We start from the raw sequence: 22307 nt of genomic DNA, 5'->3' as shown, positions 1-22307 counted from the left end.
CCGCCGACGGGGCCCGGACCGCTCACCGCGCCGCCGCGATCAGCGCCGCCAGCCGCACATTGCCGCGTACGGCGGCCAGATTCGCCTCCAGGGACGCTCCGTCGGTACGCCGCATCAACTCACCCAGCAGGAACGGCGTCACCGCCTGCCCGCCGATGCCCCGCTCCCGGCACTCCGACAGCGCCTCGGCGAGCACCCGGTCGTGCAGCCGGGGGTCGAGCTGTTCCGCCTCCGGCACCGGATTGGCGACGATGAGCGCGGCTTCCGGCCCGCCGAGCGCGTCCTGCGCGGCCATCACCGCCGCCACCTCCTCCGGGGTGTCCACCGTCCAGTCGACGGGCTCGCCGGACGACGTCAGATAGAACCCGGGGAAGTACTCCGTGCCGTACCCGAGGATCCCCACGCCCAGGGTCTCCAGGCGCTGGAGGGTCGCCGGTACGTCGAGGATCGACTTCACGCCCGCGCAGACCACCGTGATCCGGGTCTGCGCGAGCAGCCGCAGGTCCGCCGACTCGTCCTGCGCCCCGATCCAGTCGCGGTGGACACCGCCCAGACCGCCGGTCGCGAAGACCCGGACACCGGCGCGGGCGGCGAGGAACGCCGTCGCGGACACCGTCGTCGCCCCACTGGCCCCGGTGGCCAGCGCGGGCGCGAGATCGCGGTGGCCCAGCTTCCGGACGGACGGATCACCGGCGATCCGCTCCAACTGGTCCTTGTCCAAGCCCACATGGGCCCGGCCGTCCAGCACGGCGACGGTGGCGGGGACGGCGCCGCCGGACCGTACCAGCGCTTCCAGCTCCTCGGCGACGGCCAGATTGCGCGGACGCGGCAGACCGTGCGCGATGATCGTCGACTCCAGGGCGACGACGGGTCGGCGGGCGTCGAGCGCGTCCCGCACCTCGGAGGACAGCAGCAGTGTCGTGTCAGGCATGTCCCATCCCTGGCACGGGACGGGGCCCCGCAAACGTCCCGCCTCCGCCGGGAGCCGGGGGCGGGACGGGACGGAGACCTGCCTGTGCGAACGGCGGGCGGGCCGGGGAGGCGCGGGACGGCCCGTCAGAACAGCGGTGCGGGCAGCACGCCCTCCAGCGCCAGCAGTTGGCGCTTGGTCTCCAGACCGCCCCCGAATCCGCCCAGGCCGCCGCCGCTCTCCACCACCCGGTGGCACGGCACGACGATCGGCAGCGGGTTGGACCCCATCGCCGCGCCGACCGCCTGGGCCGAGCCCGGACTGCCGACACGGTCGGCCAGATCGCCGTACCCGACCACCGTCCCGTACGGAACGCCGGCCGCCAGCTCCCGCAGCACCTGCCGGTTGAAGCCCCCCGACAGCGACCAGTCCAGCGGCAGCCCGAACTCCCGGAGAGTGCCGTCGAAGAAGGCCGCCAGCTGACGTATCGGCTCGGCCAGGCGGCCCGCCGGATCCTCGACGGGCTCGGCGCCGAGCCGGCCCCTCAGCTGCCGAAGTGCCGCGTCCCGACGCCCGGTCGTGGCGTGGAAGACAACCGTCACAAGTCCTTCACCGGTGGCGGCCAGCAGGAGTGGGCCGATGTCGCTTCCGACGACGGCCCACTCCAGCGACTGCGCGTTGCTGTCCATGCCGACCACGCTACGGGCCGGGTCCGACAACGCGCTCCGGCCTGCTCAGTCAGCTCACCGCGTCCCGAACGATGTCGGGGTTGTTGGTGATGATGCCGTCCACGCCGAACCCGTCCACGCGCAGCGCGCCCGCGGCGTCGTTGACCGTCCAGGTGTTGACCTGGAGCCGCTTGCCGTGCGCGCCCTTCAGCCGGTGCACGGCGGCCACGTACTCGGCGGTCAGCGAGGAGTGCGTCGGGTTGATCTGGTCGGTGAACGCCGCGTACGACGGCAGGTCGGCCACCGCCGGCGTACCGAGGAATCCGGTGGTCACATCGGGTCGCTGCTCGTGCACCGCCTTCACGCTGGCCGCGCCGAAGCTCTGGATCACGAGCCTGCTCCGCACGTGCGCCCGGTCGAGCCAGCCCTCCGCGCGGAGCACCCGCAGGACGTCCTTCTCGATGCCCGGGTACAGCTCGGGCGCCTTGATCTCCAGAAGGAGCTTCTGCCGGTTCTCCCCGACGGTGTCCAGGTACTGCTTCAGCGTCGGCACCCGCGCGCCCGCCCACTCGGCGCCGAACCAGCTGCCCGCGTCCAGCCGCGCGATCTCGGCGGCGGTGAAGTCCCTCACACTCCATGGAGCGCGGTCGGGGAACACCTGCTCGGCGTCGGTGGTGCGCTTGAGATCGGTGTCGTGCAGGACGACCAACTCGCCGTCCTTCGTACGCTGGACGTCGTTCTCGACCCAGTCGATGCCCAGGTCGTCCGCCTTGTCGACGGCGGCGAGCGTGTTCTCCGGCGCGTAGGCGGAGGCGCCGCGGTGCGCGATGACCAGCGGATCGGCGCCGTGCCGGGCGGAGACGGGGGACGTCTCCGGGGCCGTGACGCGCGGCGCGGCGGCCGTCGTGGTCCCCGGCAGAACCAGCGCGGCGGCTCCCAGCAGCGCGACGGCCGTGGTCACAGAGGTGCGTGCGTACACGTGGACTCCTTGCGTCGATCGATCACAGACGGGCCGAGAGTGACAGTCGGCGGCCAACACGCGACAGGCGAAGGTTGGCCACAACGTGAACGGAATGCGCCCGAGGAGGCCCCGGAGGCGGTCTCCAAGTCGACATAAGGGTGACCTGATGTTTGCTTGCCGTGCCGCTGGCCATACCCTCGCCCCCGAAGCCAACGCTTCGGCAGACGGCTCCCCAGGAGCGGAGGGCGTACCGCATGCAGGGCACCACCGACGAATTCAGCTACGGCCTGATCACCCCCGTGGCGGCCTTCCTCATGGCCTGCCTCGGCGGCGCGCTGGGCCTGCGCTGCGCCATCAGATCCCTGCACACACCGGAACCGGGACGCAGGGCCGGCTGGCTCGGGCTCGCCGCCGTCGCCATCGGCTCGGGCGTCTGGACGATGCACTTCATCGCCATGATGGGCTTCGCGGTGGCGGAGACCCCGGTCGCCTACGACCCGGCCACGACCTTCGCCAGCCTCGCCCTCGCGATCGTCATGGTCGGCGTCGGCCTCTTCATCGTGGGATACCGCGGCACCACCACCATGGCCCTGATCACCGGCGGTACCGTCACCGGCCTCGGCATCGCGAGCATGCACTACCTCGGAATGGCCGGAATCCGGCTGGAGGGCCACGTCGAGTACGACACCCCGACCGTCGTCGGCTCCGTCGTGATCGCCGTCGTCGCGGCCACCACGGCGCTCTGGGCCGCCACGTCCCTCCACAGCCTCCTGATGAGCCTGGCGGCCAGCGTGGCGATGGGCATCGCCGTGACCGGCATGCACTACATGGGCATGGCAGCCGTCCATGTCCATCTGCGTGCGCCCGGCGCCGTCGCCGAGGGGGCCGAGGGAGCCGAACCGGCCGCGACGCTCCTCGGGCCGATGCTGGTGGGCCCCGGCGTCTTCCTGCTGCTCGCGGCCGTCGTCGTGATCTTCGACCCGCTGATGGTCACGGGCCGCCAGGAACGGCCCGGACCGGTGCCGCCCGGCGGGCGGGGGCGCCAGGAGCGCCCCCTGCCCGGCGTACCGGCCCAGCGGACCCGCCCGGAGCCCCGGTACGGGGCGACCGCCGACGAGGCGGTCTCCGGGCCGTCCGGGGGCGGGTCGCGGGGCGTCCACGACTGGTGATCCACACCCGACTGTCAGTGGGTGGTCGTACGGTGGATGCATGCGGCCAGTTTCCAAGATCGAACGTACTTCGGCGCCTTTTGAGGTCATCAGCTCCTACGAGCCCAGCGGCGACCAGCCGACGGCGATCGCGGACCTGGAGCGCCGCATCCGCGCGGGCGAGAAGGATGTCGTGCTGCTCGGCGCCACCGGCACCGGCAAGTCGGCCACCACGGCCTGGATGATCGAGAAGCTCCAGCGCCCGACCCTGGTGATGGCTCCGAACAAGACGCTGGCGGCCCAGCTGGCGAACGAGTTCCGCGAGCTGCTGCCCAACAACGCCGTCGAGTACTTCGTCTCGTACTACGACTACTACCAGCCCGAGGCGTACGTCCCCCAGTCGGACACCTACATCGAGAAGGACTCCTCGATCAACGACGAGGTGGAGCGGCTGCGCCATTCGGCGACGAATTCGCTGCTCACCCGCCGTGACGTGGTCGTGGTCGCCTCCGTCTCCTGCATCTACGGCCTCGGTACGCCGCAGGAGTACGTGGACCGGATGGTGCCGCTGAGGGTCGGCGAGGAGTACGACCGGGACGAGCTGCTGCGCCGCTTCGTCGACATCCAGTACACGCGCAACGACATGGCGTTCACCCGCGGCACCTTCCGGGTCCGCGGCGACACCATCGAGATCTTCCCGGTCTACGAGGAGCTGGCCGTCCGCATCGAGATGTTCGGTGACGAGATCGAGGCCCTGTCCACGCTGCATCCCCTGACCGGCGAGATCATCAGCGACGACCGGGAGCTCTACGTCTTCCCCGCCAGCCACTACGTGGCGGGCCCGGAGCGCATGGAGAAGGCGGTCAACGGCATCGAGCGCGAGCTGGAGGAGCGCCTGGCCGAGCTGGACAGACAGGGCAAGCTCCTGGAGTCCCAGCGGCTGCGCATGCGCACCACGTACGACATCGAGATGATGCGCCAGATCGGCTCCTGCTCCGGTATCGAGAACTACTCGATGCACTTCGACGACCGCTCGCCGGGCACCGCGCCCAACACCCTCCTCGACTACTTCCCCGAGGACTTCCTGCTGGTCATCGACGAGTCGCACGTCACCGTCCCGCAGATCGGCGCGATGTACGAGGGCGACGCGTCCCGCAAGCGCACCCTGGTCGACCACGGCTTCCGGCTGCCCTCCGCGCTCGACAACCGCCCGCTGAAGTGGGAGGAGTTCCAGGAGCGCGTGGGCCAGACCGTCTATCTGTCGGCCACCCCGGGCAAATACGAACTCTCCCGCGGCGACGGCCATGTGGAGCAGATCATCCGCCCCACCGGGCTCGTCGACCCGGAGGTCGTCGTCAAGCCCACCGAGGGCCAGATCGACGACCTGGTGCACGAGATCCGCGCCCGCACCGAGAAGGACGAGCGCGTCCTGGTCACCACCCTCACCAAGAAGATGGCCGAGGACCTGACCGACTACTTCCTCGAACTGGGCGTGCAGGTCCGCTATCTGCACAGCGACGTCGACACCCTGCGCCGTATCGAGCTGCTGCGCGAGCTGCGCGCGGGGGAGTACGACGTCCTGGTCGGCATCAACCTCCTGCGTGAGGGTCTCGACCTTCCCGAGGTGTCGCTCGTGGCGATCCTCGACGCCGACAAGCAGGGCTTCCTGCGCTCGGGGACGTCGCTGATCCAGACGATCGGCCGCGCGGCGCGGAACGTCTCGGGCCAGGTCCACATGTACGCGGACAAGATCACCCCGGCGATGGAGCAGGCCATCGACGAGACCAACCGCCGACGCGAGAAGCAGATCGCGTACAACACCGAGCGCGGTCTCGACCCGCAGCCGCTGCGCAAGAAGATCAACGACATCGTCGCGACCATCGCGCGCGAGGAGGTCGACACCGAGGCACTGCTCGGCACCGGCTACCGCCAGGGCAAGGAGGGCAGGCCCGCGAAGGCACCGGTCCCGTCGCTCTCCGCCCGGTCCGGCAAGGCCGGCAAGCAGGCCGCCGTGGCCACCGACCGGCCCGCGGCCGAACTGGCCGGGATCATCGAGGAGATGACCGAACGCATGCGCGCGGCGGCCGCGGATCTCCAGTTCGAGGTGGCCGCGCGACTCCGCGACGAAGTGGGCGAACTGAAGAAGGAGCTGCGGCAGATGAGGGAAGTGGGGCTCGCCTGACGCGGTGGGCCGTGGTGTGTTGCAAGACCGACACAAAAACGGCCGAAGTCTCCTGCGCTGTCCGAGTGACTGCGTAGGGTACTGGACAACCGCACACATGGACGGTTGCGGGGGAACTTCCGAGAGGGGACAGCGCGTGGTGGACGTATCCAAGGGCAGTGCGCCCGGGGGCCCTGGGGTCAACCTGACCAAGGGTCAGGCCATCAGCCTGGAGAAGAGGGGCGGCGGCACGCTGACCGCGGTGCGCATGGGGCTCGGCTGGCAAGCCGCCCCGCGCCGTGGCCTGTTCGGGTCCCGCACCCGCGAGATCGACCTGGACGCGTCGGCCGTGCTCTTCGCCGACAAGCAGCCGGTCGACGTCGTCTTCTTCCGTCACCTTGTCAGCGACGACGGCTCCGTACGGCACACCGGTGACAACCTCGTCGGCGGCGCCGGACAGGGCGGCGACGACGAGGCGATCCTCGTCGATCTCCAGCGGGTCCCGGTGCACATCGACCAGATCGTCTTCACGGTGAACTCGTTCACCGGCCAGACGTTCCAGGAGGTGCAGAACGCCTTCTGCCGCATCGTCGACGAGACCAACGGCGACGAGCTCGCCCGCTACACGCTCGACGGCGGCGGTCAGTACACCGCGCAGATCATGGCGAAGGTGCACCGCGCCGGCGCCGGCTGGCAGATGACCGCCCTGGGCAACCCGGCCAACGGCCGCACGTTCCAGGACCTGATGCCGGCGATCCTGCCGCACCTGTAGGCGCGGCTCCCGCCAGCGCACGCGCAGCTCCCGGAGGCAAGGCCGCCGGGAGCTGCACCGCTTGACGGACGGCCCGGCGGGGCGGCGCGCCGCCCCGCGTCACGCACCACGTATCACCACGCACCACCACGCAACGACATCACTACGGGGCACCACGCGTGACCGACGAGGGGACAGAGGCGATGACTGCCGAACTGGTCCGGGGGCAGAACCATCCCTTGCCCCACAGCCGACTGGAGATCCGGGTGACGGCCGGAGCGCCCGTCCTCGCGTGCGCCACCCTCGGCGACGAGCGGGGCACCGTCCTCGGCGCCGAGTGGATCGCCCACCCGGGCTCGCCCACCCTCCCCGGCATCGAGGTGTCCCGGCAGGCCGCCGCCGGGCTGCGGTTCCACGTCGACCTGGAGGCCGTGCCCGACCGCGCGCATCTCGTGCACGTCCTGCTCGCGCTCCCCGAGGGGGGTGGCGGACCGGCCAGGTTCGGCACCACCGCCTCCCCGTTCGCCGCCGTCACCGCCACCGACGGCACGGAGATCGCCAGCTTCACCATCACCGGCCTGGAGGCCGAGTCCGCCGTCATCGCCCTGGAGCTCTACCGCAGACAGGGCGCCTGGAAGGTCCGCGCGGTCGGCCAGGGTTACGCGGGCGGGCTCGCCGAGCTGTTCGGCGACCAGGGCGTGCCGCAGGCCCGCGAGTTCGCCGCCGGGATCCAGGAAGCGGTGGCCCGGCACATGTCCAGCGCGATCCAGGCCCCCCTGACCGGCACACCGGACGGTGTACGGGTGCGCGCCGACGGAACGGCCGCGGCCGCCCAGCCCGGCCAGACCGCCGGCGGCGCCGCGGGAGCGGCACCCTCGCCGGGCGCGGGTGCGACACCCGGCCCCGGCGTCGCACCGCACCAACTGCCCGGCACCCCCGGCCCACAGCCGGGCGGCACCGCCGACGGCCAGGGACAGCAGCCGGCCGCCGCCGCCCACGGCGCCGCCGGCGGACGGGTCAACTACACCCACCCGCGCCGGCAGAACACAGCCCCGCCCACCCCGCCGCCCGCGTCACCCCCGGCCCAGCCCGGCGAGCCGCCGCGCCCCGTCGCGGGCGACGCGACCGGCTGGTCGATGGAGGAGCGCCTGTACAACCAGGTGTGGGGCATGTTCGAGGACCTGGCCCGCGCCACCGCCGCCTACCGCAGCGCCGTCGACTTCGCCGAGTCCCGCATGGACCAGGAGCTGGACCGTGTCCTGTCCGACCCGCGCAGCCGGATCGGCGGCACCGGCGACGCGGCCCGCGAGGCCGCCCGCGCCAAGCGCGACCGGCTCACCGATCAGGCCCGCGAGGCCCTCGACCGCGACCTCGGCCAGCTCGCCGCCGAATCCGAGGTCGTCGAGCCCGCACTGCCGCCCGCGTACGCCCGCTGGGACAACCCCGTCTGGCACGCCTACCGCGTTCCGATGGACAACCCGATGGCGCTGCGCCTCGGCGATCTGCACCTGCCCGAGCGCACCGACCTGCGCATCCCCATGCTGGTCAGGCTCCCGCTGGAGCGCGGTCTGTGGATCGACAGCGGCCGGTCGGGCTCCGAGGCCGCCCTGATGCTGGACGAGGGTCAGTTGCGGGCACTCGCCATGGACAACGCGGTCGGTCACGCGGCCCGGCTCCTCGCGGCGTACCCGCCGGGCGAGTTCACCGTCCATGTGATCGACGCGGCGGGCTCGGCCGCGGGCTCGCTCGCCCCGCTGGTGGCCGCAGGCGTGCTCGGCCAGCCGCCGGCGACCGGTGCCGGAGGCGTCGCCGCCGTCCTCGCTCAGCTCACCCAGCGCGTGGACCTGGTGCAGATGGCGATCAGGGGCGGCGCGGCCGACTCCCTGCCGCCCGGTCTCGACACCGCCGAGCAACTGCTCATCGTCAACGACTTCCCGCACGGCTTCGACGACCGCGCGGTCACCCAGCTGCGCTACCTCGCCGACGAGGGCCCGGCCGTCGGGGTCCATCTGATGATGGTCGCCGACCGGGAGGACGCCACCGCCTACGGCCCGGTGCTCGACCCGCTCTGGCGGTCGCTGCTGCGCATCACGCCGGTCGCCGACGACCACCTCGCCGACCCCTGGGTGGGGCACGCGTGGACGTTCGAGCCGCTGACGATGCCGCCCGGCACCCAGATACTGCGGCGGGTTCTCGAACAGGTCGCCGAGGCGCGCCGGGCCTGGCGCCGCTGACCCCTGGCCTCACTTGACCTGGTCTTTTACCATCTCTTGGGTTTTCCTGTACTCTGCATTGAACGGAGGGGAGTACTCCCGCACCGCGACGTACCCGTCAATACGGACCGCCATCGGTCCCGGGGCGTCGGCCCGCGCAGAGACGAGACAGTCTCGGGTGGAAGAGACCTCCGGCAGCGACGACGCTGATCAGTAGCCGTACGAAGCCGGAGGCACAGTGGACGTTTCATTGACCCTGTGGGTGCTGACCATTCTTGGTCTGTGTGCCCTGATCGCGGTCGACTTCTTCATCGGGCGCAAGCCCCATGACGTGTCGATCAAGGAAGCCGGAACCTGGACGATCGTCTGGATCGTCCTCGCGGTGCTGTTCGGCATCGGGCTGCTGGTGTTCGGCGACAGCCAGGCCTCGGGCGAGTTCTTCGCCGGATTCATCACCGAGAAGTCGCTCAGTGTCGACAATCTCTTCGTCTTCGTCCTGATCATGGCGAAGTTCTCGGTGCCCTCACACCTCCAGCAGCGGGTGCTGCTCGTCGGTGTGCTCATCGCCCTCGTGCTGCGGGCGATCTTCATCGCGGCGGGCGCGGCGATCATCGCCAGCTTCTCGTGGGTCTTCTACATCTTCGGCGCGTTCCTGATCTACACCGCCTGGAAGCTCATCCAGGAGGCGCGCTCCGACGAGGAGGAGGACGAGTTCGAGGAGAACCGCCTCCTGAAGTCGATCGAGAACCGCTTCGGTGTCGCCGACAGGTACCACGGTACGAAGCTGTTCATCCGGAACAACGGCAAGCGCGTGCTGACCCCGCTGATGGTGGTCATGCTCGCCATCGGCACCACCGACGTGCTGTTCGCGCTGGACTCGATCCCCGCGATCTTCGGCCTGACCCAGGACCCGTACATCGTCTTCACCGCCAACGCCTTCGCCCTGATGGGTCTGCGGCAGCTGTACTTCCTGATCGGCGGCCTGCTCAAGAAGCTGGTCCACCTCAGTTACGGCCTGTCGGTGATCCTCGGCTTCATCGGCGTCAAGCTGGTGCTGCACGCGCTGCACGAGAGCGGGGTCCATGTCCCCGAGATCTCGATCCCGTTCTCGCTCGCCGTGATCTGCGGCGTGCTGATCATCACCACGATCACCAGCCTGATCGCCTCCAGGAAGCAGGCGGAGCGCGAGGCTGCCGAGGGCGGGGACGGCGACCACAGGGACGGCGCGGACAAGACCGGCATCGGGGCCTGACGCCACGGCGCGCGAGCGCCCGCCGCTACCAGCCGCGTTCGCGCCAGGCCGGAAGCTGCGGGCGCTCGCTGCCGAGCGTGGTGTCGTCGCCGTGTCCCGGATACACCCAGGTCTCGTCCGGCAGCCGGTCGAAGAGCTTCGTCTCGACGTCGCCGAGCAGGCTGGCGAAGGCGTCCGGGTCCTGGTGGGTGTTGCCCACACCGCCGGGGAAGAGGCAGTCGCCGGTGAAGAGGTGCGGGTGGCCGTGCGGGTCGTCGTAGACCAGGGCGATCGAGCCCGGCGTATGGCCGACGAGATGCCGGGCGGTCAGCTCGACGCGGCCGAACCGGATCGTGTCGCCGTCCTCGACCAGGACGTCGGTCGGGACCGGGATCCCCTCGGCGTCGTACCGCCCGGCGTACGTCACGGCGCCGGTGGCCGCCACGATCTCGGCCAGTGCCTGCCAGTGGTCGCCGTGCCGGTGGGTGGTGACGACGGACGCGATGCCGTCGCCACCGATCAGCGTCAGCAGCGTCGCCGCGTCGTTCGCCGCGTCGATCAGCAACTGCTCCCCGGTGGCCCGGCAGCGCAGCAGATAGGCGTTGTTGTTCATCGGGCCGACGGCGACCTTGGAGATCATCAGGTCGGTCAACTCGTGCACGTCGGCCGGTCCGTCGAGCTTCACGGCTCCGCTGTAAGTCATACGGTCCAGCCTATAGCGGGGGCAGTACGGGCAGGGTGGCCTCCGGCGTACTGAGGGCCGCCCCGTCCCGGCGGCCGGCGAGCCAGCCCATGAGGTCGGGCGCGGGGCCGGTGACGGCGGCCGGGGTGCCGTCGGCGCGGCCGGTGCGCCAGGTGGCACCCTCGGGCGTGGTCAGGGTCAGCGGAGGTACGTCCGGGTGCCCGGCGAAGCGCTCGGTCAGGAAGTCGATCTCGCGGTGGACGAATCCGCCCGGGAGGTCTTCGATTTCCAGGCCGATGCCCAGGTCGACATGGTGCAGCTCGACCTCGACGAGCCTGCGGAACGGGACCCGGGCGGCCACGTCGGTCACACCGTTGCGGAGCGCGACGGTACGGGTCCAGTCGGCGGGGACGGCGGCCACGCGCTGGAAGCGGTCGGCGGTGGCGCGTACGTCGGCGAGCTGTGCGTCGAGGGGCCGGGGGGCGTCGCGCTCGATGTCGGCGTCGCGGGTGACCGCGTCCGGATACATCGGCCGCCCTTCGAGCACATTGACCAGTGCGTCACCGTTCCTGGCGATATGGGCCAGTACATGGCCGCGGCTCCAGCCCGGCAGCCGTGACGCCTCGGCGGCGGAGGCGTTGTCCAGTCGGGTGACCGCGCCGAGGAGCCGCTCGGTCGCTTCGCGTAGGGATTCCAGGTCGCGCACATGATCGAGCATGGGGCCGACGATAGCCCCACCACTCCTTCGGGTGAAGGTGGCGACCGGCGGCCGTAAATCGAATGCGCGTGCTATAGGCTCGTCGGAGGCATCCTGGTTGGGGAGCCCTCGCAGCCCGGTGCCCCAGTGACCCGGGTCTCCCCGTTTGGCAGTCCATCGCTCTGGCGACCCCCATTACCCTGGGACGGGGGCTCCGCCCCTGCTTCTCTCTAGAAAGGTGCGGACCGGCGTGGCCGACCGTCTCATCGTCCGTGGCGCTCGCGAACACAATCTCAAGAACGTCTCGCTCGACCTCCCCCGTGACTCCCTGATCGTCTTCACCGGGCTCTCCGGGTCGGGCAAGTCCTCCCTCGCGTTCGACACGATCTTCGCCGAGGGACAGCGTCGCTATGTCGAGTCGCTGTCCTCCTACGCCCGGCAGTTCCTCGGCCAGATGGACAAGCCCGACGTCGACTTCATCGAGGGTCTCTCGCCGGCCGTCTCCATCGACCAGAAGTCGACGTCCCGCAACCCCCGGTCGACGGTCGGCACGATCACCGAGGTCTACGACTACCTCCGGCTGCTCTTCGCCCGTATCGGCAAGCCGCACTGCCCCGAGTGCGGCCGGCCGATCGCCCGCCAGTCGCCGCAGGCCATCGTCGACAAGGTCCTGGAGCTGCCCGAGGGCAGCCGCTTCCAGGTGCTGTCGCCGCTGATCAGGGAGCGCAAGGGGGAGTTCGTCGACCTGTTCTCCGACCTCCAGACCAAGGGGTACAGCCGGGCTCGCGTCGACGGGCGGACCATCCAGCTCAGCGAGCCGCCGAAGCTGAAGAAGCAGGAGAAGCACACCATCGAGGTGGTCGTCGACCGCCTCACGGTCAAGGGCAGCGCCAAGCGCCGGCTGACCGACTCGGTCGAGACCGCGCTCGGACTCTCCGGCGGCATGGTGGTCCTGGACTTCGTCGACCTCCCGGAGGACGACCCCGAGCGCGAGCGGATGTACTCGGAGCATCTCTACTGCCCGTACGACGACCTGTCCTTCGAGGAGCTGGAGCCCCGCTCCTTCTCCTTCAACTCGCCCTTCGGCGCCTGCCCGGACTGCACGGGCATCGGCACCCGCATGGAGGTCGACGCGGAGCTGATCGTCCCCGACGAGGAGAAGTCGCTCGACGAGGGCGCGATCCACCCCTGGTCGCACGGCCACACGAAGGAGTACTTCGGCCGGATGATCGGGGGGCTGGCGCAGGCCGTCGGCTTCCGTACGGACATCCCGTGGGCCGGACTGCCGCAGCGTGCCAAGAAGGCCCTGCTGTACGGCCACAAGACCCAGGTCGAGGTGCGGTACCGGAACCGGTACGGCCGCGAGAGGGCCTACACGACCCCGGCGTTCGAAGGCGCCGTCTCCTTCGTCAAGCGGCGGCACTCGGAGGCGGAGAGCGACACCAGCAGGGAGCGCTTCGAGGGGTACATGCGCGAGGTGCCCTGCCCCACCTGCCGGGGCACCCGCCTCAAGCCGCTCGTCCTGGCGGTCACGGTCATGGACAGGTCCATCGCCGACATCTCCGCGATGTCCATCAGCGAGTGCGCCGACTTCCTCGGCAAGATGACGCTGAACGCCAGGGACAAGAAGATCGCCGAGCGGGTCCTCAAGGAGGTCAACGAACGGCTGCGGTTCCTGGTCGACGTCGGTCTGGACTATCTCTCGCTCAACCGCGCGGCCGGCACCCTCTCCGGCGGCGAGGCACAGCGCATCCGGCTCGCCACCCAGATCGGCTCCGGTCTGGTCGGCGTCCTCTACGTGCTGGACGAGCCGTCGATCGGTCTGCACCAGCGCGACAATCACCGGCTGATCGAGACCCTCATCCGGCTGCGCGACATGGGCAACACCCTGATCGTCGTGGAGCACGACGAGGACACCATCAAGGTGGCCGACTGGATCGTCGACATCGGCCCGGGCGCCGGCGAGCACGGCGGCAAGGTCGTCCACTCGGGCCCCTTGAAGGGGCTGCTGGCCAACGAGGAGTCGATCACCGGGCAGTACCTCGCCCGCGAGAAGGTCATCCCGACCCCGGACGTCCGCAGGCCGGTCGACCCCGGGCGCGGGCTCACCGTCCACGGAGCGCGGGAGAACAACCTGCGGGACATCGACGTGTCGTTCCCGCTCGGCCTGTTCACCGCGGTCACGGGTGTCTCCGGATCCGGCAAGTCGACCCTGGTCAACGACATCCTCTACACGCACCTGGCCCGCGAGCTGAACGGCGCCAAGTCGGTGCCGGGGCGCCACACCCGGGTCGACGGGGACGACCTGGTCGACAAGGTCGTGCATGTCGACCAGTCGCCCATCGGCCGTACGCCCCGGTCCAACCCGGCCACCTACACCGGTGTCTTCGACCATGTGCGCAAGCTCTTCGCCGAGACGATGGAGGCGAAGGTCCGCGGCTATCTGCCGGGACGCTTCTCCTTCAACGTCAAGGGCGGCCGCTGCGAGAACTGCGCGGGCGACGGCACGATCAAGATCGAGATGAACTTCCTGCCCGACGTGTACGTCCCGTGCGAGGTCTGCCACGGCGCGCGCTACAACCGGGAGACCCTGGAGGTCCACTACAAGGGCAAGTCCATCGCCGAGGTGCTGGACATGCCCATCGAGGAGGGGCTCGACTTCTTCGAGGCCGTCCCGACGATCTCGCGCCATCTCAAGACGCTCAACGAGGTGGGTCTGGGCTATGTGCGGCTCGGTCAGTCCGCGCCGACCCTCTCGGGCGGCGAGGCGCAGCGCGTGAAGCTGGCCAGCGAGCTCCAGAAGCGGTCCACGGGCCGCACGGTGTACGTGCTGGACGAGCCCACCACCGGTCTCCACTTCGACGACATCAGCAAGCTGATCACGGTGCTGTCGGGACTGGTCGACAAGGGCAACACGGTGATCGTCATCGAGCACAACCTGGATGTCATCAAGACGGCGGACTGGGTCATCGACATGGGTCCCGAGGGCGGCAGCGGCGGCGGGCTCGTCGTCGCCGAGGGCACACCGGAGCAGGTGGCCGGAGTGGCGACCAGCCACACCGGCAAGTTCCTCCGGGAGATCCTGGACGCGGAGCGGATCAGCGACGCGGCCCCCTCCGCCCGGACGAAGCCGCCGGCCCGCAAGACGGCGGCCAAGAGGGCCGCGGCGGGCACGGCGAAGTCCGCCGCGGGCACGGCCCCGGCCAAGAAGACCGCGGCACGGTCACGCAAGTCCTGACCCCGGCGGGCCGAGGTGTCGCCGTGCGGCGCCTCGGCCCGACTCACGCGCCAGATCTGGGTCAGAATGGGCACCTTCCATCAATCGGCAGGATGAGAGATGAAGGTGTCCGAGCAGCAGCGCGGCGACAGCGACTCCGTCGTCCGGATCATGGCAGAAGTCCTCGAAGCCGATGAGTTGAAGCCGTCCGACAGCTTCTACGACTTCGGCGGCACATCCCTCCAAGCGGTACGAATATGCACCCGCGTCAAGAGAGAGCTGGGCATCAGGGTCTCTCCCGACACGGTCTTCGACAGCGACACGGTCGCCGACTTCACCGCCGCTGTGATCGCCAGTGGCGAAGCCGTCTGACGGGGACGGGGACCGACTTCTCATGGCTCGCGTGGCCCGCTCGTCCCGCATCCCCGAGGTGCGGCTCATCCATGAGGCCGTCGCCTCACAGGCCCGGCTCCGGCCGGACGCCACGGCACTCGTCTTCGAGGGCCGGCATGTCAGCTACCGGACGCTCGACCTGGCGGCGCGGGCGTACACCGTGGAACTCGGCCGCCTCGGTGTGGGCCCAGGACAGCTGGTGCCCGTGCTGCTGCCGCGTTCCCCGCGGCTGGTCGCCGTGCTCCTCGCCGTACTCCGGCTCGGCGCCGCCTACGCGGCGCTGGACCCGAAACTCCCCGCCGACCGGCTGCGCACCGTGCTCGGCATGCTGGCGCCGCCCGTCGTGGTGGGCCGGCCGGCGGCCGAGGCCCCGTCCGCCGGCGCGGCCATCGGCGGGCGCGCCGTCTGGAGTCCGCCCGACGAGGAGCTGAGCGAGGCGGCCGTCCGCGCCCCGGCGCCCGACTCCGAGCCCGACTCCGAGCCCGACTCCGAGCCCGCGCAGGCGCCGAAGCCCGACGGCGCCGCGCCGGCCACCGTGTTCTTCACGTCGGGCACCACCGGCACCCCCAAGGGCGTGCTCTCCCCGCACCGCGCCACCACCCGGCTCTTCGGCCCGGACGGCTTCGCCGACTTCGGCCCCGGCCGTGTGATGACCCAGGCCGCCCCCGTCTCCTGGGACGCGTTCACCCTCGAACTGTGGGGCATGCTGACCACCGGCGGCACGGTCGTGCTCGTCGACGGCGACTACTTCCTCCCCGACGACCTCGCCGAACTCGTCCGGTCCACGGGCCTCGACACCGTCTGGCTCACCGCCGCGCTCTTCAACCTCTTCGTGGACGAGGACCCCGACTGCTTCACCGGACTGCGCCAGGTGTTCACCGGCGGTGAGCGGCTCTCCGCCCCGCACGTCCGGGCCTTCCTCGCCCGCCACCCCGGGATCACGCTGCTCAACGGCTACGGCCCGGTCGAGTGCTGCGTCTTCGTCACCACCCACCGGATCCGACCGGCCGACTGCGAGGCCGAGTACGGCATCCCGCTCGGCACGGCCGTCCCCGGCACCACGCTTCACATCCTCGACGGCGCCCGCGAGGTCCCGCGCGGCGCGCTCGGCGAGATCTGTGTCTCCGGGGAGGGGCTGGCCGGCGGTTACCTCGGCGACGAGCGGGCCACGGCGGAGAGCTTCGCCGTGTTCGACCCCGGCACCGGCCCCCGGAGGATCTACCGCACCGGCGATCTCGGCAGGCTGGACGGCGACGGGGTGCTGCACTTCCACGGCCGGGCCGACCGGCAGATCAAGATCGCCGGGCACCGTGTGGAGCCCGCCGAGACGGAGGCCGCGGCCCTCCGGCTGCCGGGGGTCCGCGAGTGCGCCGTGCTTCCCGTGGCCGGTGAGAGCGGTGCGTTCGAGCGCCTCGCGATGTTCTACACCGAGGAACCGCTCGCCGGGACGCGGTCGTCCTCCGGGGAGGACGGGACGGCCGGCGGCGCGGCCGGCGGCACCGCGGAGCCGGACGCCGTGCGCAAGGCGCTCTCGGCCGTGCTTCCGCGTGCCCAGGTGCCCGACCGGGTCCGGCGCATCGGCTCTTTCCCCCGGACGCCCAACGGAAAGATCGACATCGCCGCTCTGTTGGACCTGCCGGGCTGAGCGACGCATGATCGGTGTCTGAATATCGCCGTACCGGCCTCCTTCGCCACCCCCCAGAGGTCCGTCCCAGTCGTTCGCACCACGAAGCGAGAAGCGATGGAACCGCGTACCTATCCGATGTCGTTCGAGCAGGAGTCGATCTGGCTCAACGACCAGTACCAGCAGGGCACGTCCCGCTATCTGGAATCGTGGGTCCACCGGCTGCGGGGGCCGGTCGACATCGTTGCCGTCGAGGCCGCGCTGACCGGCATCGTGGCCCGGCACGAGGCGCTGCGCAGCCGGCTGACGCTCGTGGACGGCGACCCGCGGCAGATCGTCCTGCCGCCGATGCGGATTCCCGTCGACGTACGGCGGATCACCGCGGACGAGCGGGAGACGGCGCTGAGGGAGGCGGTCACCCGGCAGACGGACCTCGCCGAACCGCCGCTGCTGAAGGCCACGTTGCTGGTGACCACCGACCGGACGGACCGGACGGACCGGAACGGCGGGAACGGCGGTGAGGACCGCAGCGGCGGCGACGGTCCGCCCGCCGTCGCCGACGGCGAGTCCGTACTCGCCGTCGCGATCCACCACGCCGTGATCGACGGCTGGTGCTTCGGCCTCCTCGACCGGGAGTTCAGTGAGCTGTACCGCGCCGAGACCGAACGCAGGGCGCCCCGGCTGCCCGAACTGCCCCTCCAGTCGGGGCCGTACGCCAGGCGCCAGCGCGGCACAGGCGGCGACCACCGCGCGCGGCTGATCGGGCACTGGCGGGCCGAACTGGCCGGCGCGCCCGACGAGTCGTCCTTCCCCGCCGACCGGCCGCGCCCGCCGGCCCTGAGCCACCACGGCGGTCAGGTCGACTTCACCCTCGACGCCGCCACGGGATCGCTGGTACGCGGCCTCGCCGCCCGGCTGCGCACGACCCGCTTCGTCGTGCTGGCCGCCGCGCTCACCGCGCTGATCGGCCGGCACAGCGGCCAGGAGGACCTGGTCATCGGCACACCGGTGTCGCGCCGCGACGAGCCGGAGATCGAGGACCTGATCGCCTGTCTCACCGATGTGCTGCCGCTGCGCGGACGGCCGCGCCACGACCGGTCGTTCACGGACCTGGTCGTGGAGACGAAGCAGCGGGTGCGATCGGCCGTCCGGCACAAGGACGTGCCGTACAGCCATCTGGTGCGCGAGCTGGGCGTCGAGCGCACGCTCAGCCGGTTCCCGCTGTTCCAGGTGGTGTTCGCGGTCGACGACGCGCCGCCGTCGGCGCTGACCCTGCCGGGCGTCGAGTCCGAGCGCTTCCAGGTGCACGGCGGCACCGCCAAGTACGACGTGTTCCTGCACCTGGTCCCGGACGGCGACGGGTACCACGGGCGGTGGGAGTACTCCGCCGACCTCTTCGACCACGCGACGGCGCAGCGCCTGGCGGCCCGGTTCCGTACGCTCGTCGCCGACGCCGTCGCCCGGCCGGACACCGCCCTCCAGGATCTCGCGGTCCTGCCGGCCGACGAGGAGCGGCTCGCGCTCACCGAGTGGGCGCACGGCGCGCCGCCCCCGCACCAAGTCCCGCTCGTCCACGAGGCGTTCGCACGCGCGGCCAGGCTGACACCGGACGCGCCCGCCGTCGTCACCCGGGGGCGGACCCTGTCGTACGCGGAGCTGGACGCCGCCGCCGACCGGGTCGCCGCGCTCCTTGTCGCGCGGGGCGCCGTACGCCGCCCGGTCGGCGTCTGCGTGGGGCGGACGGAGGATCTGCCGGTGGCGGTACTCGGGGTGCTGAAGGCGGGCGGCAGCTGTGTGCCGATCGACCCGGAGCACCCGGCCGAGCGGATCGCGTTCACCGTGCGGGACAGCGGGATCGACGTCCTGCTCACCCAGCGGCGGTGCCGGCCGGCCGGACTGCCCCCGGGGGTCGAGGCGTTGCTCGTCGACGGTCCGCCGGAGCAGTGGCCGGACGGACCCGCGGCCGGGCCTGCCGCACCGGTCGTTCCGGTGGGCGCCGACGACCTCGTGTACGTCATCTACACCTCGGGCTCCACGGGGGAGCCCAAGGGCGTCGCCATGGAGCACGGTCCGCTGGCCAACCTGGTCGAGTGGCAGCGCCGCCGGTCTGCGACGGACCCCGACACCCGCGTGGGGGCGCGCACCCTTCAGTTCGCGCCCCTGGGCTTCGACGTCGCGTTCCAGGAGATCTTCGCCACCTGGGCGGCCGGGGGCGCGCTCGTCCTGGTGGACGAACAGGTCCGCAGGGACCCGCACCAACTGCTCGACCTGATCGGGTCGGAGCGGATCGAGCGGCTGTTCCTGCCGTTCGTCGCACTCCAGCAACTGGTGGAGTACGCGTGCGCCACCGGCCGGCGCTGCGACTCCCTCAGGGAGGTGCTCACGGCGGGCGAACAGCTCCATGTCACGCCCGCGCTGCGGCGGTTCTTCGGCTCGCTCACCTCGGCCACCCTGGAGAACCAGTACGGCCCGTCCGAGACACATGTCGTGACGGCGGACCGCCTCGGGCCCGACCCGGCCTCCTGGCCCGATCTGCCGAGCATCGGACGGCCCGTCGACGGCGCGACCGTCCTGCTGCTGGATGAGCGGCTGCGGCCGGTGCCGCCGGGCGCCGTGGGGGAGATCTGCGTGGGCGGACCGGTGGTGGCCCGCGGCTATGTGGGACGCCCGGAGCTGACCGCGGAGAAGTTCGTGGCGGCCGGCATCCCCGCCATCCGCTCCCGCGCCGGCGCGGCCGCGGACCCAGGGGCGGGTGGCCGCCTCTACCGCACCGGCGACCTTGCCCGGCTGCTGCCCGACGGCCGGATCCAGTACCTCGGCCGGAGCGACGGCCAGGTCAAGATCCGCGGCCACCGGGTGGAGACCGGTGAGGTGGAGGCGGCCGTACGCGCCCAGCCCGGCGTGGCCGACGCGGCCGTCGTGGCCCAGGACCTCGGCCCCGGAGCCGGGAAGCGGCTCCTCGCGTACTACATCGCCGCTGACCGGAGTCCGGCCGGGCCCGAGGAGATACGGCGTGCGCTGCGCACCCGGCTGCCCGCCCCGCTGGTGCCGGCGCGCTGTGTACCGGTCGACCGCTTCCCGCTCACGGCGAGCGGCAAGGTGGACCGCGCGGCGCTCGCCGGGACCGGCCCCGTCCCGGGCGAGGACCGCGACGACAGGGCCGGCGGCAGCGGCACCGGGCGGGCCACCGCCGCCCTCACCGCCACGCAGGAACGGATCGCGCACCTGTGGTCGCGGTTGCTCGGACCCGTCCCCGACCCCATCGGCGCGCACGATGACTTCTTCACGCTCGGCGGCGACTCCCTACTGGCGACCCGGCTCGTCCTCGCGCTCCGTGAGGAGCTGGACGTACAGGTGCCGCTGCGCTCGGTCTTCACCTCACCCACCGTCGCCGGCCTCGCCGCTCTCGTGGACGACGCCGGGCGGACGGCACGGACCCCCGACATCGGCGGTGACGTCCGGCTCGATCCCGACATCGTTGCCGCGGCCGACGTCCGCGCCGTCGTCCCCGACCCGGACCACGTACTCCTCACCGGCGCCACCGGCTTCCTCGGCGCCTTCCTCCTGAGGGAGCTGCTCCGGCAGACCCGTGCGACCGTCCACTGTCTGGTGCGCGGCAGCGACCGGGCGAACGCGGAGAAGAGGCTGCGCTCCGCCCGTGAGTCGTACGGCCTCACCGATCCGTCGACGGAGCACCGCGTCACCGTCGTCACGGGTGATCTCGCCCGGCCCCGGCTCGGCCTGTCCACCGCCGCCTTCGACCGGCTCGCCCGCACCGTCGACGCCGTCTACCACGCCGGGGCCGCCGTCAACCTGGTCTTCTCCTACGAACAGCTGCGGGACGCCAACGTGTACGGCACACAGGAGATCCTGCGGCTGGCCGCCCTTCACCGCACCGTGCCCGTCCACCATGTCTCGACCGTCGGTGTGTACGGAGGCGGCAGCGGCGGTCCCGACGGCGCGGGCGAGGGTCCCGGCGGCGCCGTACGGCCCGTACGCCCCCTGGACCCGACCGGACCGCCCTCGGCCCTGGAGCACGGCTACACACAGAGCAAGTGGGCCGCGGAGCGGCTTGCCGAGGCCGCGCGCGCCCGGGGGCTGCCGGTCACCGTCTACCGGCCGACCCGGATCACCGGCGACTCGGCCACCGGCGTGTGCCAGACGGGCGACTTCATGTGGCTGCTGCTCAAGGGCTGCCTCCAGGCGGGCGTGGCCCCCTCGGACATCGACACCGCCTTCGACCTCGTGCCGGTGGACTACGTCAGCGCCGCCGTGGTCGCCCTCTCGCGCCAGCACCGTTCGCCGGGGCGGACCTTCCACATCGCGGGGGAGCGGCCACTGCGCATGGACACCGCCGTGGCGCGGCTGCGCGCACGGGGCCACGCCGTCGACGACGTCCCGGCCGCCGACTGGCTCGCCGCCACCGAGGCGGACCCCGGCAACGCGGCCTTCCCGCTGCTCGCGGCCATGGCCGCCGAGACGCGCGGCGGGGGCTCGGAGGGCAGCGTGCTCTTCGACGCGCAGGACACCCGGCGGGCGCTGGAAGGCACCGGGATCCGCTGCCGCGACATCGACGAGGCGCTCTTCGCCACGTACGTGGAGTACTTCACCCGAACGGGATTCCTGCCGCCACCGGCCGCCCGGGGTGCCGCCGGCCGGCTCGCCGCCGCGGGGGCGAAGCCACAGCCGGCTCCGCCGTCGCCCGCTACGGCAGCTCGTCCTCGTAAGGAGGCTCAGCGCCGGTGCGGGAGCAGGTGACGGCGGCGGCACGCGCGGCGAAGCCGAGGACGTCCCGCCAGCCGTCCTCGCCGAGCGCCTCCAGCGCCCGTTCCGACAGGGCGTCCAGGGCCGCCAGCCGGTGCAGCAGCGCGGCGTTGACCGTGTCGCCCGCGCCGATCGTGTCGACGACCTCCGCCGGGGCGGCGGGCACGGTGAGTTCCGCCCCGGCCCGTGTCCGTACGGTCAGCCCGTCGCGGCCCCGCGTCAGCACCACGGCCGCGGGACCGCGCGGCACACCCCCGAGCCACCGCGCGTCCTCCTCGGAGAGCTTCAGCAGCGACACGTACGGCAGCCATGTCGCGAAACGGGCGCGGTAGGCGTCGGCGTCGGCGATCACCGGTGGCCGGACGTTCGGGTCGAGCAGCGTGAAGACCCCGCGGTCCGCCTCCCGCCGCAGCAGTGCCTCGTAGGCGCTCGCGCCCGGTTCGAGTACCAGCGAACAGGTGCCGAGGGCGAGCGCCCGCGCCGACGGCGGCAGTCGGGCCGGCAGCTCGAAGAGCCGGTCGGCGGTGCCCCGCGCGTAGAAGCCGTAGCCTGCCGAACCGTCGCTTCCCACCGAGGCGACGGCGAGCGTCGTCGGTTCGGGGCCGCGCTGTACGAGGGAGGTGTCGACGCGCGCCGACCGCAGACCGTCCAACAGGGCCGTTCCGAAGCCGTCCGTGGAGACGCGCGAGCAGAACGCGGTCGGGGTGCCGAGCCTGCCGAGGGCGACGGCGGTGTTGTACGGGCCGCCGCCGAGCCGGGGCAGCAGGGGCTCCAGCGACTCCCCGGTCTCCCCGCGCGGTGCGCCCGGGTTCCCGGCGGCGGTCAGCGGCACGAGGTCGATCAGGGCCTCTCCGGCGACGACGATCACACCGCCGAAGGTAACCCGT

The 22307-nt window shown here is 71.7% G+C and carries 15 protein-coding genes; 9 read left to right on the top strand and 6 right to left on the bottom strand.

The window, feature by feature from the left end:
• Window positions 1-22: 22 nt before the first annotated feature.
• The 3 genes from ACZ61E_RS24875 to ACZ61E_RS24865 all read right to left on the bottom strand — a co-directional run bounded on the left by ACZ61E_RS24875 (window position 23) and on the right by ACZ61E_RS24865 (window position 2557).
• On the bottom strand, window positions 23-931 hold the full coding sequence (locus ACZ61E_RS24875) for a pseudouridine-5'-phosphate glycosidase (RefSeq protein WP_469702067.1): 909 nt from the start codon (window positions 929-931) through the stop codon (window positions 23-25).
• A gap of 125 nt (window positions 932-1056) precedes the next feature.
• Window positions 1057-1599 (bottom strand): methylated-DNA--[protein]-cysteine S-methyltransferase, encoded by a 543-nt coding sequence (locus ACZ61E_RS24870; protein ID WP_469702066.1) that lies wholly within the window; start codon window positions 1597-1599, stop codon window positions 1057-1059.
• Window positions 1600-1648: 49 nt separating this feature from the next.
• Window positions 1649-2557 carry a glycerophosphodiester phosphodiesterase gene (locus tag ACZ61E_RS24865; protein ID WP_469702065.1) on the bottom strand — a complete coding sequence of 303 codons (909 nt, stop codon included), beginning with the start codon at window positions 2555-2557 and terminating at the stop codon, window positions 1649-1651.
• 236 nt (window positions 2558-2793) lie between these two features.
• Between ACZ61E_RS24865 and ACZ61E_RS24860 the strand changes: the two genes are divergently transcribed.
• The 5 genes from ACZ61E_RS24860 to ACZ61E_RS24840 all read left to right on the top strand — a co-directional run bounded on the left by ACZ61E_RS24860 (window position 2794) and on the right by ACZ61E_RS24840 (window position 10064).
• Window positions 2794-3708 carry an MHYT domain-containing protein gene (locus tag ACZ61E_RS24860; RefSeq protein ID WP_469702064.1) on the top strand — a complete coding sequence of 305 codons (915 nt, stop codon included), beginning with the start codon at window positions 2794-2796 and terminating at the stop codon, window positions 3706-3708.
• Window positions 3709-3748: 40 nt separating this feature from the next.
• Complete coding sequence (gene uvrB, locus ACZ61E_RS24855) at window positions 3749-5869, top strand: excinuclease ABC subunit UvrB (RefSeq protein ID WP_469702063.1); 2121 nt, start codon at window positions 3749-3751, stop codon at window positions 5867-5869.
• A gap of 184 nt (window positions 5870-6053) precedes the next feature.
• Window positions 6054-6620 carry a TerD family protein gene (locus ACZ61E_RS24850; RefSeq protein ID WP_031231966.1) on the top strand — a complete coding sequence of 189 codons (567 nt, stop codon included), beginning with the start codon at window positions 6054-6056 and terminating at the stop codon, window positions 6618-6620.
• Between the two features lie 182 nt (window positions 6621-6802).
• The gene (locus ACZ61E_RS24845; protein ID WP_469702062.1) at window positions 6803-8833 is read left to right on the top strand and encodes a TerD family protein; all 2031 of its coding nucleotides are present in this window, start codon (window positions 6803-6805) and stop codon (window positions 8831-8833) included.
• A 217-nt stretch (window positions 8834-9050) separates the two neighbouring features.
• Window positions 9051-10064 (top strand): TerC family protein, encoded by a 1014-nt coding sequence (locus ACZ61E_RS24840; protein WP_469702061.1) that lies wholly within the window; start codon window positions 9051-9053, stop codon window positions 10062-10064.
• Window positions 10065-10089: 25 nt separating this feature from the next.
• Here the strand turns inward: ACZ61E_RS24840 and ACZ61E_RS24835 are convergent, their stop codons facing one another.
• Both ACZ61E_RS24835 and ACZ61E_RS24830 read right to left on the bottom strand, forming a co-directional pair.
• Window positions 10090-10746 carry an MBL fold metallo-hydrolase gene (locus tag ACZ61E_RS24835; protein WP_469702060.1) on the bottom strand — a complete coding sequence of 219 codons (657 nt, stop codon included), beginning with the start codon at window positions 10744-10746 and terminating at the stop codon, window positions 10090-10092.
• A 10-nt stretch (window positions 10747-10756) separates the two neighbouring features.
• Window positions 10757-11443 carry a maleylpyruvate isomerase family mycothiol-dependent enzyme gene (locus tag ACZ61E_RS24830; protein ID WP_469702059.1) on the bottom strand — a complete coding sequence of 229 codons (687 nt, stop codon included), beginning with the start codon at window positions 11441-11443 and terminating at the stop codon, window positions 10757-10759.
• Window positions 11444-11672: 229 nt separating this feature from the next.
• Between ACZ61E_RS24830 and uvrA the strand changes: the two genes are divergently transcribed.
• From uvrA to ACZ61E_RS24810, 4 genes are all read left to right on the top strand, one after another.
• A complete protein-coding gene (uvrA, locus tag ACZ61E_RS24825; RefSeq protein ID WP_469702058.1) occupies window positions 11673-14660 on the top strand; it encodes an excinuclease ABC subunit UvrA in 2988 nt (995 codons plus the stop codon).
• Window positions 14661-14765: 105 nt separating this feature from the next.
• Window positions 14766-15011, top strand: a complete 246-nt coding sequence (locus ACZ61E_RS24820) for an acyl carrier protein (protein ID WP_469702057.1) — start codon at window positions 14766-14768, stop codon at window positions 15009-15011.
• Window positions 15012-15042: 31 nt separating this feature from the next.
• The gene (locus ACZ61E_RS24815; protein WP_469702056.1) at window positions 15043-16677 is read left to right on the top strand and encodes an amino acid adenylation domain-containing protein; all 1635 of its coding nucleotides are present in this window, start codon (window positions 15043-15045) and stop codon (window positions 16675-16677) included.
• Between the two features lie 96 nt (window positions 16678-16773).
• Window positions 16774-21414, top strand: a complete 4641-nt coding sequence (locus tag ACZ61E_RS24810) for a non-ribosomal peptide synthetase (protein WP_469702055.1) — start codon at window positions 16774-16776, stop codon at window positions 21412-21414.
• Here ACZ61E_RS24810 and ACZ61E_RS24805 read toward each other — a convergent pair.
• Window positions 21362-22288, bottom strand: a complete 927-nt coding sequence (locus tag ACZ61E_RS24805; RefSeq protein WP_469702054.1) for a carbohydrate kinase family protein — start codon at window positions 22286-22288, stop codon at window positions 21362-21364. The genes ACZ61E_RS24810 and ACZ61E_RS24805 overlap by 53 nt on opposite strands.
• Window positions 22289-22307 lie beyond the last annotated feature (19 nt).

This window comes from Streptomyces sp. NPDC104581, from assembly GCF_055583685.1.
This window is presented reverse-complemented; position numbering and strand designations above follow the sequence as displayed.

What these genes read in the sequence shown, in the direction of transcription:
- ACZ61E_RS24860 (WP_469702064.1), top strand. Translation starts at nt 2,794, where the DNA reads ATGCAGGGCACCACCGACGAATTCAGCTACGGCCTGATCACCCCCGTG.
- ACZ61E_RS24830 (WP_469702059.1), bottom strand. Translation starts at nt 11,443, where the DNA reads ATGCTCGATCATGTGCGCGACCTGGAATCCCTACGCGAAGCGACCGAG.
- ACZ61E_RS24845 (WP_469702062.1), top strand. Translation starts at nt 6,803, where the DNA reads ATGACTGCCGAACTGGTCCGGGGGCAGAACCATCCCTTGCCCCACAGC.
- ACZ61E_RS24875 (WP_469702067.1), bottom strand. Translation starts at nt 931, where the DNA reads ATGCCTGACACGACACTGCTGCTGTCCTCCGAGGTGCGGGACGCGCTC.
- ACZ61E_RS24870 (WP_469702066.1), bottom strand. Translation starts at nt 1,599, where the DNA reads ATGGACAGCAACGCGCAGTCGCTGGAGTGGGCCGTCGTCGGAAGCGAC.
- ACZ61E_RS24835 (WP_469702060.1), bottom strand. Translation starts at nt 10,746, where the DNA reads ATGACTTACAGCGGAGCCGTGAAGCTCGACGGACCGGCCGACGTGCAC.
- ACZ61E_RS24810 (WP_469702055.1), top strand. Translation starts at nt 16,774, where the DNA reads ATGGAACCGCGTACCTATCCGATGTCGTTCGAGCAGGAGTCGATCTGG.
- uvrB (WP_469702063.1), top strand. Translation starts at nt 3,749, where the DNA reads ATGCGGCCAGTTTCCAAGATCGAACGTACTTCGGCGCCTTTTGAGGTC.